The 14568-nt window shown below is 59.0% G+C and carries 14 protein-coding genes; 11 read left to right on the forward strand and 3 right to left on the reverse strand.

Going from position 1 to position 14568, the window contains the following annotated elements; translation table 11 throughout:
* Positions 1 to 2: 2 nt before the first annotated feature.
* From gatA to WA367_RS08395, 6 genes are all read left to right on the forward strand, one after another.
* On the forward strand, positions 3 to 1484 hold the full coding sequence (gene gatA, locus WA367_RS08370) for an Asp-tRNA(Asn)/Glu-tRNA(Gln) amidotransferase subunit GatA (RefSeq protein ID WP_336056331.1): 1482 nt from the start codon (positions 3 to 5) through the stop codon (positions 1482 to 1484).
* Positions 1485 to 1515: 31 nt separating this feature from the next.
* Positions 1516 to 2310, forward strand: a complete 795-nt coding sequence (locus WA367_RS08375; RefSeq protein ID WP_336056332.1) for a YdcF family protein — start codon at positions 1516 to 1518, stop codon at positions 2308 to 2310.
* 592 nt (positions 2311 to 2902) lie between these two features.
* Positions 2903 to 4306, forward strand: a complete 1404-nt coding sequence (locus WA367_RS08380) for an L-serine ammonia-lyase (protein ID WP_336056333.1) — start codon at positions 2903 to 2905, stop codon at positions 4304 to 4306.
* Between the two features lie 65 nt (positions 4307 to 4371).
* Entirely contained in the window at positions 4372 to 4803 is a 432-nt protein-coding gene (locus WA367_RS08385) for a DUF1489 family protein (RefSeq protein WP_336056334.1), read from the forward strand.
* A 48-nt stretch (positions 4804 to 4851) separates the two neighbouring features.
* Positions 4852 to 5589, forward strand: coding sequence for a VWA domain-containing protein (locus WA367_RS08390; protein WP_336056335.1), 738 nt, complete (start codon positions 4852 to 4854; stop codon positions 5587 to 5589).
* Positions 5586 to 6278, forward strand: a complete 693-nt coding sequence (locus WA367_RS08395) for a DnaJ domain-containing protein (RefSeq protein ID WP_336056336.1) — start codon at positions 5586 to 5588, stop codon at positions 6276 to 6278. Before WA367_RS08390 ends, WA367_RS08395 begins: the two co-directional genes overlap by 4 nt.
* Before the next feature lie 54 nt (positions 6279 to 6332).
* Here the strand turns inward: WA367_RS08395 and WA367_RS08400 are convergent, their stop codons facing one another.
* Positions 6333 to 7655 (reverse strand): D-alanyl-D-alanine carboxypeptidase family protein, encoded by a 1323-nt coding sequence (locus WA367_RS08400; RefSeq protein WP_336056337.1) that lies wholly within the window; start codon positions 7653 to 7655, stop codon positions 6333 to 6335.
* 394 nt (positions 7656 to 8049) lie between these two features.
* On the opposite strand from WA367_RS08400, the gene clpS reads away from it, so the two are divergent.
* The 5 genes from clpS (at position 8050) to WA367_RS08425 (ending at position 13400) form a co-directional block, all read left to right on the forward strand.
* Positions 8050 to 8400 (forward strand): ATP-dependent Clp protease adapter ClpS, encoded by a 351-nt coding sequence (clpS, locus tag WA367_RS08405; RefSeq protein WP_442935565.1) that lies wholly within the window; start codon positions 8050 to 8052, stop codon positions 8398 to 8400.
* A 7-nt stretch (positions 8401 to 8407) separates the two neighbouring features.
* The gene (clpA, locus tag WA367_RS08410) at positions 8408 to 10858 is read left to right on the forward strand and encodes an ATP-dependent Clp protease ATP-binding subunit ClpA (protein WP_336056338.1); all 2451 of its coding nucleotides are present in this window, start codon (positions 8408 to 8410) and stop codon (positions 10856 to 10858) included.
* A 161-nt stretch (positions 10859 to 11019) separates the two neighbouring features.
* Entirely contained in the window at positions 11020 to 11769 is a 750-nt protein-coding gene (locus WA367_RS08415) for an AzlC family ABC transporter permease (RefSeq protein WP_442935566.1), read from the forward strand.
* A complete protein-coding gene (locus tag WA367_RS08420) occupies positions 11766 to 12116 on the forward strand; it encodes an AzlD domain-containing protein (protein ID WP_336056340.1) in 351 nt (116 codons plus the stop codon). The genes WA367_RS08415 and WA367_RS08420 overlap by 4 nt, the downstream gene beginning before the upstream one ends.
* A 69-nt stretch (positions 12117 to 12185) precedes the next feature.
* Entirely contained in the window at positions 12186 to 13400 is a 1215-nt protein-coding gene (locus WA367_RS08425) for an O-antigen ligase family protein (RefSeq protein ID WP_336056341.1), read from the forward strand.
* Here the strand turns inward: WA367_RS08425 and WA367_RS08430 are convergent.
* Positions 13391 to 14125, reverse strand: coding sequence for a glycosyltransferase family 25 protein (locus tag WA367_RS08430; protein WP_336056342.1), 735 nt, complete (start codon positions 14123 to 14125; stop codon positions 13391 to 13393). The two genes, WA367_RS08425 and WA367_RS08430, sit on opposite strands and share 10 nt — an antisense overlap.
* Positions 14122 to 14562: an HIT family protein gene (locus WA367_RS08435; RefSeq protein WP_336056343.1), complete on the reverse strand. Its 441-nt coding sequence runs from the start codon at positions 14560 to 14562 to the stop codon at positions 14122 to 14124. The genes WA367_RS08430 and WA367_RS08435 overlap by 4 nt, the downstream gene beginning before the upstream one ends.
* Positions 14563 to 14568: the final 6 nt, after the last annotated feature.

The raw sequence follows: 14568 nt of genomic DNA on the forward strand, positions 1-14568 counted from the left end.
TCATGACCGACCTGACAAAGCTGACCATTGCCGAAGCCCGCGACAAGCTTGTCGCCCGCGAGTTCACCGCGACAGAGCTTACCGATGCCTATCTGAGCGCCATCAATAGCGCGAATGAGAAGATCAACGCTTATGTGCGCGTGACGGAAGACAAGGCGCGCGAAATGGCAGCACGGTCGGACGAGAAGATCGCGGCTGGCAAGGCAGGCGCGCTTGAGGGCATTCCCTTGGGCGTGAAGGATCTATTCGCCACCGAAGGCGTGCACACCCAGGCCTGCAGCCATATTCTCGACGGTTTCGAGCCGCGCTACGAATCCACAGTCACCGCCAATCTCTGGGCCGACGGCGCGGTCATGCTGGGCAAGCTCAACATGGACGAGTTCGCGATGGGGTCTTCAAACGAGACTTCCTATTACGGCCCGGTCGTCAATCCGTGGCGAGCGGATGGCAGCGACGAAAAGCTCGTGCCGGGCGGCTCGTCGGGGGGCTCGGCCGCTGCCGTCGCCGCAGCGCTTTGCGCCGGTGCGACGGCCACCGATACCGGCGGCTCCATCCGCCAGCCCGCGGCTTTCACGGCCACTGTCGGCATCAAGCCCACCTATGGCCGTTGCTCGCGCTGGGGCACGGTCGCCTTCGCCTCCTCGCTCGATCAGGCGGGGCCGATTGCGCGCGACGTGCGCGATGCTGCGATTCTGCTGCGCTCCATGGCTTCCGTTGATCCGAAGGACACGACCTCGGTTGATCTGCCCGTGCCGGACTATGAGGCGGCCATAGGCCAGTCCGTCAAAGGCCTGAAAATCGGTATCCCGAAGGAGTACCGCGTCGACGGTATGCCCGACGAGGTGGAAGCGCTTTGGCAGAAGGGCATCGACTGGATGCGCGATGCCGGTGCGGAGATCGTCGATATCTCGCTGCCGCACACGAAATACGCGCTTCCGGCCTATTACATTGTTGCGCCCGCAGAGGCCTCCTCCAACCTCGCGCGCTATGACGGCGTGCGCTACGGCCTGCGCGTGCCCGGCAAGGATATTGCCGACATGTATGAGAAGACCCGCGCAGCAGGCTTCGGCGAAGAGGTCAAGCGCCGCGTGATGATCGGCACCTACGTGCTTTCCGCCGGTTACTATGATGCCTATTATCTGCGAGCGCAGAAGGTCCGCACCCTCATCAAGCAGGATTTCACCCAGGCATTCGACGCAGGCGTTGATGCGATCCTCACACCGGCCACGCCGTCGGCGCCTTTCGGCATTGCCGACAAGGAAATGGCGTCCGACCCGGTGAAGATGTATCTCAACGACATCTTCACGGTCACAGTGAACATGGCAGGCCTCCCGGGCATCTCCGTGCCTGCAGGTCTGGATGCGAGAGGTCTTCCGCTGGGTCTTCAGCTTATCGGCAAGCCCTTCGAGGAAGAGACCCTCTTCCGCACGGCTCATGTCATCGAGCAGGCAGCAGGCCGCTTCGAGCCGAAGCGTTGGTGGTAAGCCTGTAGAGACGCGTTTGGAGCGCAACTGAATGTTTCACCTGGCTTCAGCAATCTTCTGGGGCCTGGTGCAGCCCTTCAATCTGGCGATGTTCCTTGCGCTGGCCGGTGCGGTGTTTTCGCTGCTGCGCTGGCGAAGGCTTGGCGCATTCTCGGCAGCAGCAGCGTTTCTCGTTCTTTCCCTGTCCGGATGGACCACATTGGGCGCGCTGCTCCTGCAGCCGCTGGAAGAGCGGTTTCAGCGCCCCTCCAATGTGCCCGATACCGTTGCTGGCATTATCGTCCTTGGCGGTGGCTTTGAGGGCGCCATCAATCTCGCCCGCGGTGGATACGAACTCAACGCCTCGGCGGACCGCTTCGTGGAAGCTGCCATATTGGCGCACCGATTCCCGACATTGCCCGTCATCGTCTCAGGTGGATCGGGTTCGGTTTTTCTGGAAGGTGAGGGCGATGCGCAAACCGCACCCCGCCTGCTCGAGGGGTTGGGCGTAGACCCCGCGCGCATCAGGCTGGAAGGCCGCTCGCGCGACACATTCGAAAATGCCCGCTTTACCCGCGAACTGGTGCAGCCAGGCGACGGCCAGACCTGGCTTCTGATCACTTCCGCGTTTCACATGCCGCGATCAGTGGCCCTGTTCCGCGCGCAAGGATTTGACGTGGTGCCTTGGCCTGCTGACTACCGGACTACGGGGCGGGAAGGCATCGGCCTGAGCCACGACAATGTGCTCGACAGTCTGGCCAACACCACCACCGGACTGCGGGAATGGATCGGTCTGTTCGCCTACCGCCTCACAGGCCGGACCCCGACTCTGTTGCCAGAGCGGTGAGCAACGCGGGCAGGTGCGCAGATTTTTGCCGCAATTGCGCCCGATCCCTTTACATTTGATAAATATTACAATCGCTTTAAGTCATTGTTTTTGCTCATATCAACATGGCTGATTGTTAATATGACGCGGGATTTGCCCCCATTGCGCCGCTTTTGATGTTGCAACGCACATGGGGGAGGAGTATCTGAGCACTTACGCGATGGGGCCGGGGGATGGTGCTCTTCGCATTGACAACAACACACGGGAAATTGATGGACGAAACCGTTCAGAAATCCTGCTGGGGCGTAACCGCCAAGGCAGTGATTGGGCTTGCTGGCGTAATTCTGCTTGCATGGCTTGTCATTGGTAGCGAATCTGCAGCGATGATCGCTCAGCGGTAACAGCACCAAGAAATGTGAGTTTCATCGAGGCGCGGTCCGAAAGGATCGCGCCTCGTTGCTTTTTCACTTCTCCAATCCCGCATATCCGCTTTGAGCGCCCTCGGTTCTGGACCAGACGCTATTGGATGCAAGGCTTGCCGCGACCATGTTAGATGTGAGGCATGTCGCGGGGAGAGACCCGCACCGCGCTCTGATGAGCTGGAGGAGAAAGCTTGTTTTTATCCGTATTCGATCTGTTCAAGATCGGCATTGGACCGTCGAGCTCCCACACGATGGGGCCGATGACGGCTGCCGCACGCTTTCTGGACGAGATTGCCGAAGACAAATGGCCACGACCCCAAGGTGCGCGGATCGCGCGTCTGGCTGTCAGTCTGCATGGGTCACTGGCCTTTACGGGTGTGGGACACGCGACCGACCGCGCAGTCACTTTGGGGCTGGCGGGACAGCGGCCCGAAACTGTCGACCCGGACGAAAGCGAGGCGCTGCTTTCCCGCATTCATGAGGAGCACAAAGTGCATCCGGAGGGTCATCCGGCCTATGATTTCGATCCTGAACACGATCTAGTCTTCGATCGCAAGCAGCCGCTCCCCGGCCATGCAAATGGCATGGTGATCAAGGCTCTGGATGCTGACGACCGTGTTCTGTTGCGCCGCGTCTACTATTCCGTCGGCGGCGGTTTCGTGGTCACCGAAGAAGAGCTGCAGCGTCAGAAGCAGGCCGCCGATCGTCCGCCATCCGGTCCGGAAGTGCCATATCCCTTCGCCAATGCGCAGCAGATGCTTGCCATGGCCGAGGAATCAGGGCTCACCATCGCCGAGATGAAGCGCGCCAATGAGGAAGTGCTTAGAAGCCGGGCGGAGCTCGACGAGGGGCTGGATCGCATCTGGGATGCGATGGACGCCTGTATCGAGCGCGGGCTTTCCCGGGAAGGCATCATGCCAGGTGGCCTGAAGGTGCGCCGCCGTGCAAAACAGCTTCATGCGCGCCTGGAGGAAGATTGGCAGCAGAACAAACCGAATCCGCTGCTGGCCAATGACTGGCTTTCCGTATTCGCCATGGCGGTTAATGAGGAGAACGCATCGGGCGGGCGTGTTGTCACCGCGCCGACCAATGGCGCAGCCGGTGTCGTGCCGGCGGTAATGCGCTACTGGAAGAAGTTTCATGTCGATGCCGATGTGCAAGGCACCCGCGATTTCCTCCTCACCGCGGCTGCGATCGGCGGTATCGTGAAGACCAACGCATCCATTTCCGGCGCGGAAGTAGGCTGTCAGGGAGAGGTGGGCTCCGCCTCCGCCATGGCCGCAGCCGGACTGGCCGCCGTGATGGGCGGCACGCCCGAGCAAATCGAGAATGCCGCCGAGATTGCGCTGGAGCACCATCTTGGCATGACCTGCGACCCGGTGGCAGGCCTTGTTCAGGTGCCCTGCATCGAGCGCAATGCTCTTGGCGCGGTCAAGGCGGTCACTGCCGCCTCTCTTGCGGTAAAGGGCGACGGAAAGCACTTCGTTTCCCTTGATGTGGCCATCGAGACCATGCGCCAGACCGGCCATGACATGAGTGAGCGCTATAAGGAAACAAGCCAGGGCGGACTGGCAGTCAATGTCGTGGAATGCTGAAAGCGCGGTGGAAAGTGATGTGCGAAGAGATTGACCTCGCGCCCGTCAGGCGCAACTAAGCGCATATGGCTTTGCATTTGATCAAACTCTGCGTGGGCTGCGAAAGTCCCGAACAGCTTGAAGGCTGGATCGAGGACCGGCTCGCCTTGCGCCGCCAACTCGGTGAGCCCGTCGAGCAAATACACACGACCCGGATGGTCCCGCGCCGAATGGAAGAGCTTGAGGGCGGTTCTCTCTATTGGGTGATGAAGGGCATGGTCCGTGCCCGTCAGAAGCTTCTGGAGATCCGGCCTTTTACCGATAGCGAAGGCATCGGACGCTGTCACCTCGTCCTGGAACCAGAGCTTATACGCACCGAGTGGCAGCCGCGCAGACCGTTTCAGGGATGGCGTTACCTCAAGCCGGAAGATGCCCCGCGCGATGCGAGCGGCTCAAGTGAGGACGACGCACTGCCCGATCATCTAAAGCGCGAGCTTCACGAACTCGGCCTGCTTTGATGACACACAGGCCTTGCGCTGCCCGTCCGCGAGGCACATCTTCGCTATATGCGTGACAAGAAGCTACCGCCCGATCTCAAGAACCAGCCGCTTTCCCGTGGTGCTGATACACGCGCCTCTGCAGTGGAAGCGTTCGTGCGTCAGGCACGCGCCCTTGCGCCGAAGCGGGCGGGTGAGGGGGCAGGGCGCCTGATCCTGGCTCTGGATGCCACGATGAGCCGGCAGGCCACCTGGGATCTTGCCTGCTCCATACAGGCCGAAATGTTCGACGCCGTCGGCAAGAAGGACAGCCTGAATGTGCAGCTTGTCTATTATCGTGGCTTCGGCGAATGCAGGTCTTCCAAATTTGTGTCCGACACGACCACGCTCAAGAACCTGATGACGCGGATCGACTGTCGCGGCGGTCAGACCCAGATCGGCAAGGTGTTCGCCCACGCATTGCGAGAGCATGCGCGCGAGAAGGTCAATGCCGTTGTCTTTATCGGCGATGCGATGGAAGAGAATGTGGACCTGCTTGCCCAAAAGGCGGGCGAGATGGGGTTGAAGGGGGTGCCACTGTTCATCTTTCAGGAAGGACATGACGGCGCCGTGACCACTGCCTTCAAGGAATTCGCAAGGCTGTCCAAGGGCGCCTGGTTCCGGTTCGACCGCAATGCCGCCGGCGAACTTGCGCGACTTTTGTCTTCCGTGGCTGTCTATGCGAGCGGGGGCCTGCGTGCCCTTGAAGCACGCAACAAGCCCGAGGACCGACTGATGCTTGAACATTTGGGGCGCAAGCCGGGATGATCGTACCCTTCTACCTATTCGGCGCGCTGCTCGTCATGGCGCTGCTCGGCACGCTTTTTCTGAAGGCAAGTCCGGCAAAATTATCAAACGCCATCCGCCTCATCGGCCCCGTGCTTCTGGGTATATTCGGCGTGGCCATGCTTTTTACCGGACGTGCCGGTCTTGGAGGAATGGCCTTGTCGGGAGCATTCGCCTGGTATGGCTTGCAAAGACGAAGGGCTGCTGCCAAGCCGTCACAAGGTCAGAGGTCGTCCGTTCGCACCAGCTATCTGGAAATGGAGCTGGATCATGATACCGGCGACCTGGAAGGGCATGTGCTGGCCGGTGATTTCGAAGGTCGCGCACTGTCGGAACTGACCGAAGAGCAGTTGCTGGAATTAAGAGAGGCCCTCCTGAGTGATCAGGAGAGCCTCCAATTGCTAGAGACTTATCTTGACGGCCGCTTTCCCGTCTGGCGCGAACGCTTTCACTCTGACGGTGGTGAGGGGCAGGGAAGCGCGCATGGCGCGGGAGCCATGACCGAGCAGGAGGCCTACGAGATCCTTGGTCTTGAACCGGGAGCCTCCGCGGCGGAAATCCGAAAGGCCCACCGCCGCCTGATGCAGCGCGTTCATCCCGACATGGGCGGATCGCCCCTTCTTGCCGCGCGTATCAATGAGGCTCGGGACATTCTCCTGGGCAGACACTGACGATACTCCGTTTACGCTTTACTCGAACACAGTTTCAATTTTCTGCTGATCAGGTCAGTTCTGTACCGCGTAACAGGCGACCTTCTGTCGCTTGAGCGACTCGCAGGCCCCCCACGCTGCAGACTTGTCTTCGAAGCCTGCAAAACGGGCGCGGTAATAGGTCTTGCCCTTCATCTCGAACACTTCGGTGAATGGCTTGGCCTGCGCCAGGATCGAGGAGGCTGCCGATTTGGTTTCCTCCAGACGGCGCATCGCATCCTCATGCGTTGGCATGGAAGCGATCTGAATAACCCAGCCGCTGGCCTTCGTGGAGGCGGTGGACACGGGATCAATTTCAGCCTTGTTCGCTACAGCAGACGCAAAGGCAGAGGCCGTAACGGGTTTTGGCTCCTGCGCATATGCAGTCACGGGTACCGCATCCGGGCGATCTGAAGGAACCGGCACGGCCGAGCCGGGCAGCATGGCTGCTGCCACGACCTGCGTGGCGGGGCCCTTGGCGATAAGGTCACGATCACGACCACGCGATGCCTTCGGCAGATAGCGGGCGATAAGCTCGCGCATGTGAGCGTCACGGGTGCGGGCTGTGCGTCCACCCATCACGACAGCCACGATGCTGCGGCCATCGGCATTGACCGAAGAGACGAGATTGAAACCGGAAGCGCGAATATAACCGGTCTTGATGCCGTCGACACCACGAACACTGCCGAGCAGATTGTTGTGGTTGCCATAGGTGCGGCCGTTATAGGTGAAGCTGCGCGTGGAGAAATAGTCGTAATATTGCGGGAAATGCTCGCGCAGCGCGATGCCCAGACGCGCCATGTCTCGCGCGGTCGTGCGCTGACCGGAATTCGGCAGTCCGTGGGCATTTTTGAAGGTCGTGGATTTCATGCCGAGCTGACGGGCCTTTGCCGTCATCATGCGGGCAAATCCGTCCTCGGAGCCTCCAAGGAATTCACCGAGCGCGGTCGCGGCATCATTGGCCGAACGCGTGACAAGCGCTCGGATTGCCTGATCAACGGTGATGGCCGTGCCAGCACGAAGACCGATATTGGTCTGCGGCTCCGCCGCGGCATTTTTCGATACCGGAACGCGGCTGTTCTTGTTGATGCGACCGGACTTCATGGCCTCGAAAGCCATGTAGATCGTCATCATCTTGGTCAGCGACGCGGGGTAACGAAGCTCGTCCGCGCTGTCCTGATAGAGGGTCTCACCCGTCTTGGCATCGATGACAAGCCCCGCATATTTCGGGTTGGCACTGGCTTGTGTCGCAGCGGAAACCAGAAGAGTTCCTGCCGTTGCAGCGACCAGTGCCGACTTCGTGAGAGAACGAATCTGTTTGGCGAAATTTGCAATTGCTCGACGCACTACCGCACCCATTTACATTGGCTCGATCCGACGCCTCCCTCTCTGACGCCAGAACCCATTCAACCTGACGGTAGGGCACGGCTTCTTACCAATCCGTTTATGGTTATCTAATTCTTCAGAGGGAGAACGGGATTCGCCAAAAATTTTGTCCGCTTTGGATCATTATTTGACGCAACAGGCTCACATCAGAATATTCGGGCGGTTTGTGGGCGGAGCGAGTGTTTTCGCACAAATGTAATTGGCCAATATGCGGCTGCCTTCTTCAAAAATTTGAGATGGAGGTGAGGCGAATGCATATTGTCAGCGCGCAGGAAGGCCTTAAAATCCAATGATGAGTTCTTACATGTCACTGCCGGTAACAGCAGTGGCGGGAATGATGGGAAGAGTGACGATCGGCGAGAAGAACATGCCAGGCGACGCTTTGCGGATGAGCCGTAGCGACGACGAAGGCGATAAAGCCGGCCGCGGTACGGCTGTAATTACGCGGACTCGGTCGAAAACGAAAAAGCCGAGCCTATATAGAGTTTTGCTGCTGAATGACGATTACACTCCCATGGAATTCGTCATTCATGTTCTGGAGCGTTTTTTCCAGAAGGACCGGGAAGCAGCCACGCGCATAATGCTGCATGTCCACAATCACGGTGTAGGCGAGTGCGGCGTCTTCACATTCGAAGTGGCCGAGACCAAGGTGGCTCAGGTCATGGATTTTGCCCGTCAGCATCAGCATCCGCTGCAATGCGTGATGGAGAAGAAATGAGGTTAGAATGCCGGCATTCTCGCAAGGGCTAGAACGAGCGCTTCATCAGGCATTGACCTATGCCAATGAGCGCCATCACGAATATGCGACGCTGGAGCATTTGCTTCTGGCGTTGATCGAGGACGCGGACGCGGCTGCCGTCATGCGTGCCTGCAATGTGGACCTTGATGAGCTGCGCCGAACCGTTCTCGAATATATCGACAGCGAACTCGATAATCTCGTTACGGGTTATGACGAGGATTCAAAGCCCACCGCCGGATTCCAGCGCGTAATCCAGCGTGCGGTGATCCACGTCCAGTCCTCCGGTCGCGAGGAAGTTTCCGGCGCAAATGTTCTTGTTGCGATCTTTGCCGAGCGCGAGAGCCATGCTGCCTATTTCCTTCAGGAACAGCAGATGACCCGCTACGACGCGGTCAATTATATCAGCCATGGCATCGCCAAGCGCCCCGGCAGCACCGAAACCCGCGCGCCACGCGGGGCCGAGGAAGAAGGCACGAATGCTCCAGGCGCGGAAGGCGAGGATAGCGGAAAGAAGAAGCAGCAGGATGCGCTGACCGCCTATTGCGTCAACCTGAACGACAAGGCGCGTTCAGGCCGGATCGATCCGCTGATCGGCCGCGAGAGCGAGATCAACCGCACCATCCAGGTGCTTTGCCGCCGCTCCAAGAACAATCCGCTCTATGTAGGTGACCCGGGTGTCGGCAAGACCGCAATCGCGGAAGGGCTTGCCAAGCGCATTGTTGAAGGCGATGTGCCGGAAGTTTTGGCGGATGCAACCATCTTCGCGCTCGATATGGGCACGCTTCTGGCCGGTACCCGCTACCGTGGTGATTTCGAGGAACGCCTGAAGCAGGTCGTCAAGGAACTGGAGGACTATCCGGGCGCCGTACTCTTCATCGACGAGATCCATACGGTCATCGGCGCTGGCGCGACATCTGGCGGTGCGATGGATGCATCCAATCTGTTGAAGCCCGCACTTTCCTCCGGCGCGATCCGCTGCATCGGCTCAACCACCTACAAGGAGTTCCGCCAGTTCTTCGAGAAGGACCGTGCGCTGGTGCGTCGTTTCCAGAAGATCGACGTGAACGAGCCAACGGTCGAAGATGCCGTGGAGATCATGAAGGGGCTGAAGCCTTACTTCGAAGACTTCCATAAGGTGAAATACACGAATGAGGCAGTGAAGGCCGCAGTCGAGCTCTCTGCACGCTATATCAGTGATCGCAAGCTGCCGGACAAGGCGATCGACGTGATCGACGAGACTGGTGCGTCGCAGAAGCTTCTGCCCGAAGCCAAGCGCCGCAAGACGATCAGCGTGAAGGAGATCGAAAACACCATCGCCACCATGGCCCGCATCCCGCCGAAGACCGTCTCGGCGGATGACGAGAAGGTGCTGGCTGGTCTTGAGGAAGAGCTCAAGCGCGTGGTCTACGGTCAGGACAATGCTATCTCTGCCCTTGCTTCCTCGATCAAGCTGGCACGGGCAGGCCTGCGCGAGCCGGACAAGCCGATTGGCTCCTATCTGTTCTCCGGCCCGACCGGCGTGGGTAAGACCGAAGTTGCAAAACAGCTCGCTGCGTCGCTTGGTGTTGAGCTTCTGCGATTCGACATGTCGGAATATATGGAGCGCCACACGGTCAGCCGCCTCATCGGTGCACCTCCAGGCTATGTCGGCTTCGATCAGGGCGGCCTTCTGACGGATGGCGTCGACCAGCATCCGCACTGCGTGTTGCTGCTCGACGAGATCGAGAAGGCGCATCCGGACCTCTTCAACATCCTGTTGCAGGTCATGGATCACGGCAAACTGACAGACCACAACGGCAAGAGCATCGATTTCCGTAATGTCATCCTGATCATGACGACCAATGCCGGTGCCGCCGATATGGCCAAGCCCGCGATCGGCTTTGGTTCGTCCAAGCGCGAAGGCGATGACATGGAGGCGATCAACCGCCTCTTCACGCCGGAGTTCCGCAATCGTCTCGACGCGGTTATTCCCTTCGGTGCGCTGCCTGTGCCGGTCGTCCATCAGGTCGTGCACAAATTCGTCATGCAGCTTGAGGCACAGCTGGCCGAACGCCGCGTCACCTTCGAGCTGTCCGACGAGGCCGTCAAATGGCTGGCTGACAAGGGTTATGACGAGCAGATGGGCGCCCGCCCGCTTGGTCGCGTGATCCAGGAGCACATCAAGAAGCCCTTGGCGGAAGAAGTACTCTTCGGCAAGCTGAAGCAGGGCGGTACCGTCCGTGTCACGCTTGGCGAGGATGACGCTGGCTTGCCCGCATTGAAGCTTGAAACCATTCCCGATGACGCACCAGTGAAGCCGAAGCGGGAAAGCGCGGCCACAAAGCCGAAGCGCAAGACGCAGGCGAAGAAGGCGAAGGCAACAAAAGCAACCGCCAAGCCGGACCCGAAGGATCCGCCCAAGCGCAGCCTGGTGCCCCAGCTTCCACGCAAGGACTAGGCGGACCGGGTTGGTTCAAACCATAGATAAAGGCGCTGGGGCATCTCCGGCGCCTTTTTTATTGCCCGGTAATTGGCTCATGGAGTTTGATGCGTGTGAGCTAAACGGCCCACCATAGATCAGGTCGCATCTGGCGACTGAGCATGATATTTGCGGTGGTGATGGATTCTCCGAGCACTGCCGATCAGGTCGCAAACCGTTCCACCGCCTTCTGGATGATGCGTGGTGCGCGTGCGGCCATTTCAATTCCTGCGCTTATACTTGCCAGCGCATTTGTTGGCTTTGCAGGCCTCGCGCGCGACGCGGGTCTTACCCTGGCGCAGACGGTTTTCATGACCGGTGTTGTCTGGGCGCTGCCAGCCAAGGTGGTGCTTGTGGGAGCTGTGATCGCAAACAACAGCCTGCCTGCCGCAGCCTTCGCCGTTGCACTTTCCTCGGTGCGTCTGGCTCCCATGGTTGTTGCCATCGTTCCGGAAATGCGGGCGAAACATACCCGCAAATGGGTGCTGTATCTCCTGTCGCACTTCGTGGCCGTGACCTCCTGGGTGCTGGCTATGGAGAAGTTTCGCCACGTGCCGCGCGAATACCGCACCGCATTTTATGGCGGCTTGGGCGGCAGCCTCGTCTTGACGAACATGGTCGTTGTCGGCGTGGTGTTTGTACTGGCAGGGCGACTGCCCCCAGCCGTTTCCGCAGCGTTGTTCTTCCTGACACCGATGTATTTCCTAACCTCACTTTGGGGGTCCGCCCGGGAAGCTGCCGCAAAATACGCAATGCTGCTGGGCCTGGCGGTCGGGCCGGTCTTCCATGTTCTCGTCCCAGGCTTCGATCTGCTCGCCTCCGGTCTCGTTGCGGGACTTGCAGCTTTCGCCATCCACCTGGTGCTGGTGAAACGAGGGAACGGCGCATGACTTTCCAAGCCTATGACAGCTGGTGGTGGCCTTTCATCTTCATCCTGATCGGCGGATGGCTCGCCACGGATGCCTGGCGCTTCCTCGGCGTCTTCCTGGGCGGCAAGCTTTCCGAAGACTCCCAGATGCTGGTCATGGTACGCTGCATCGCCACCGCACTTGTCGCAGCCGTCATAGCGAATCTGGTCGTCTTCCCCACTGGCGCCCTGGCCAGCACGCCGCTAACGCTACGCATCGGCGCAGGCGTGGCCGGTTTCGCAAGCTACATCCTCGCAGGAAAACGCGTGATCGTGGGTATACTGGCAGCAGAAGCGGTTTTGGTTGGCGGGATGTTCGCTTTGCAATGAGCGGTGACGCGCGCTCGCAACCGTGTTAGACGCGACGCTTCCGTTAGAAGAGCTGAGTTCGTACCAGCAATGTTGTACAAGTTTTTCCTGAAGCGTCGTCGCATTGACGGACCGCTCTTCGCGTTTGCGATCGCATGTCTGATCGTAGACTTCGGGCCCGAAATCATACTCCTTTCAATATTCGCAGGTATTGGTATTTGGCTGGTTGCGGGGCGTCATCGCTCGTCAAGGCGGATACCGCGTGCCTATGCAATTCCAGTGATAATTTACCTTCTCGTCTGTACCGCTATAGCGCTTATCCAGTGGCCTGATCCTGCCGAGCTTCAGGCCGAAAGTTATCCACTGCTCTTTGCCTTCGGCATTTTCCTACCAGTAGGCCTGGTCCTGGTTCGCGACCCGCTTCGCTGGTTGGTTCTGGGGGCTCGTCTGGGGCTCGCCGCCGCGCTTTTGCTTGGTGTTTGGGAATTCTTCTCGACAGGTACGCGCATCGGATTTGGAGGCAATGCAGCGAGTGCAGCTTTCCTGATCGCGGTCGGCGGAGTCATCGCGCGTGTGGAACTCGACAAGGATTATGCGTTCCTGCCCAACAGTCGCCTTTGGATCTATCTCGCCGGATTCGTGCTATTGATGACCGGCACGCGTGCGCTCCTTCCGATTATGCTGTTCGCGCTGCTTATTGATGCCTTCTCCTGGTGGAAAGGCAGACGCAGGCTTCACAGAAATTGGGTTTTGGCGCAGTTTACGGTCGTTTTGCTCCTGGTGGGAGGCAGCGGCTTCGTTCTTGGCGATGCGGTGCAGGAGAGGTTTGCCTATACGATTGCTGACATCGAGACCGCATTCTCGGATTCGCAGGAGTTAAGCAGCACCAATATTCGCTTCATGCAATGGGACGCTGCGTTAGAAGTGATCCGGCAGCACCCGATTTTCGGGCTTGGTGCGGTCCAATCAATGGAAGAGATCAGTGAAGCGGTTCCCGAAGAGCATCGTTCGCGGCTGATATCTTTCAATCACGTACACAATTTCCTGCTGGATGAGACACGTATCCGCGGAGTAGTCGGCTTGGCCGCATTGCTGTTCATGCTGGGAACAGTCTTCGTGCGTCTGATGCAGGTCGGCACATCGGAAATCAGACAGGCAACTGTTCTGCTATACGCGACCGTGCTGCTTTATGGGTCATTGCACGGCGTATTTCTCACCGAGCGAAACATAATTCTTTATGCCGCAGTGGTCTCCCTGCTCTTGTTCAGTGCGACTGAAAGATTGGCAAAAGAGCGTCACGCGTAGAAGCTGTAGGCGGCACGCCTCACATAATCCACGCCTCGGAAGCCTGCTGTTGTCAGGCGCTTGTAGCGCGGCAGTTTCGTGCTTCCGTAACTGCCGATTGTGCTCTTCTGTGGTTGAGGGCGCGCAAGAGGCTTAGCCGTGGTAAGAACCTTGACCCCATGCGCCCAGCCTCGTTCGAGGGCAATGTCATAGGGCAGAAACATCGGCAGCAAGGCAGTCTGCAGTTTCAGCGCAGCTTGTGCCGTAACCGTATAGGCCATGGCTGATCCAAGCGGGCCATGGATGCATGCACCCATATTATCGCCCGCAGATGTGTTGCCTTTCCTCACGAAGCCACTCAGGCGGTGATTGAACAGCTTCACAACACCTGATGCATGCCCTGAATGACGGACGGCCTCAAGGCGCTCCAGGAAATCGGGTTCAAATGTCGCGTCATCTTCAAGGATAACGGCGAAGTCTATTTGATTGTCAGCGACGTGACGCAGAGCTTTGATGTGGCTCATATAGCAGCCATATTCCGCTGCAAGCGGACGACGCCCATGCCAAAGACGGAAGCCCCGAGCGTCGAAGTGGTCCCATTTTTCGGCCGCGAGTGCCCGCCCATCCACCGCATCGATGCGAGTGAGTTGAACACCAGCAGCCTCAGCGCGTTGCGATAGTTGCTGCCAGCGGTCCTCGGAACGTTCGAGATTGATGGCCAGTACTGGGATGCTCGTATTGCTCACGCCTGTGATCCGTCCAAACAAGCCCGGATCTTCTCCGCCTGCTCGGCGAGCACGCCTTGGTCGGCCATTTCGCCCGTGTGGGGTTTCAGGGCTACGCCTTCGAAGCGGGGGATGATGTGGACGTGAAGGTGGAAGACCACCTGGCCGCCCGCTGGTTCGTTGAATTGCTGGATCGTCAGTCCGTCCGCCGAAAAGGCTTCCTTGGCTGCGCGTGCCACTTTCTGCGTGGTGCGCATTACGGCAGCGAGGCTGTCCGCTGAAGCATCGAGCAGGTTGCGGGCAGGGGCCTTGGGAATGACGAGACAGTGCCCGTCGCCACGTGGCATGATGTCCATGAAGGCGAATGTATAATCATCTTCATAGATCTTGTGTGCAGGCATTTCGCCACGCAAAATCTTTGCGAAGACATTGCTGTCGTCATAGGCATCTGCGGACATGATCAC

Source organism: Nitratireductor sp. CH_MIT9313-5 (assembly GCF_037029545.1).
In the GTDB taxonomy this organism is placed as follows: domain Bacteria; phylum Pseudomonadota; class Alphaproteobacteria; order Rhizobiales; family Rhizobiaceae; genus Chelativorans.

Excerpts from the sequence above, each read along its gene's own strand:
- WA367_RS08415 (WP_442935566.1), top strand. The coding sequence starts at position 11,020 with ATGGATTCTCCGAGCACTGCCGATCAGGTCGCAAACCGTTCCACCGCC.
- WA367_RS08420 (WP_336056340.1), top strand. The coding sequence starts at position 11,766 with ATGACTTTCCAAGCCTATGACAGCTGGTGGTGGCCTTTCATCTTCATC.
- WA367_RS08390 (WP_336056335.1), top strand. The coding sequence starts at position 4,852 with ATGCGTGACAAGAAGCTACCGCCCGATCTCAAGAACCAGCCGCTTTCC.
- gatA (WP_336056331.1), top strand. The coding sequence starts at position 3 with ATGACCGACCTGACAAAGCTGACCATTGCCGAAGCCCGCGACAAGCTT.
- WA367_RS08395 (WP_336056336.1), top strand. The coding sequence starts at position 5,586 with ATGATCGTACCCTTCTACCTATTCGGCGCGCTGCTCGTCATGGCGCTG.
- WA367_RS08435 (WP_336056343.1), bottom strand. The coding sequence starts at position 14,562 with ATGTCCGCAGATGCCTATGACGACAGCAATGTCTTCGCAAAGATTTTG.
- clpA (WP_336056338.1), top strand. The coding sequence starts at position 8,408 with ATGCCGGCATTCTCGCAAGGGCTAGAACGAGCGCTTCATCAGGCATTG.
- clpS (WP_442935565.1), top strand. The coding sequence starts at position 8,050 with ATGCCAGGCGACGCTTTGCGGATGAGCCGTAGCGACGACGAAGGCGAT.
- WA367_RS08400 (WP_336056337.1), bottom strand. The coding sequence starts at position 7,655 with ATGGGTGCGGTAGTGCGTCGAGCAATTGCAAATTTCGCCAAACAGATT.
- WA367_RS08385 (WP_336056334.1), top strand. The coding sequence starts at position 4,372 with ATGGCTTTGCATTTGATCAAACTCTGCGTGGGCTGCGAAAGTCCCGAA.
- WA367_RS08425 (WP_336056341.1), top strand. The coding sequence starts at position 12,186 with ATGTTGTACAAGTTTTTCCTGAAGCGTCGTCGCATTGACGGACCGCTC.
- WA367_RS08375 (WP_336056332.1), top strand. The coding sequence starts at position 1,516 with ATGTTTCACCTGGCTTCAGCAATCTTCTGGGGCCTGGTGCAGCCCTTC.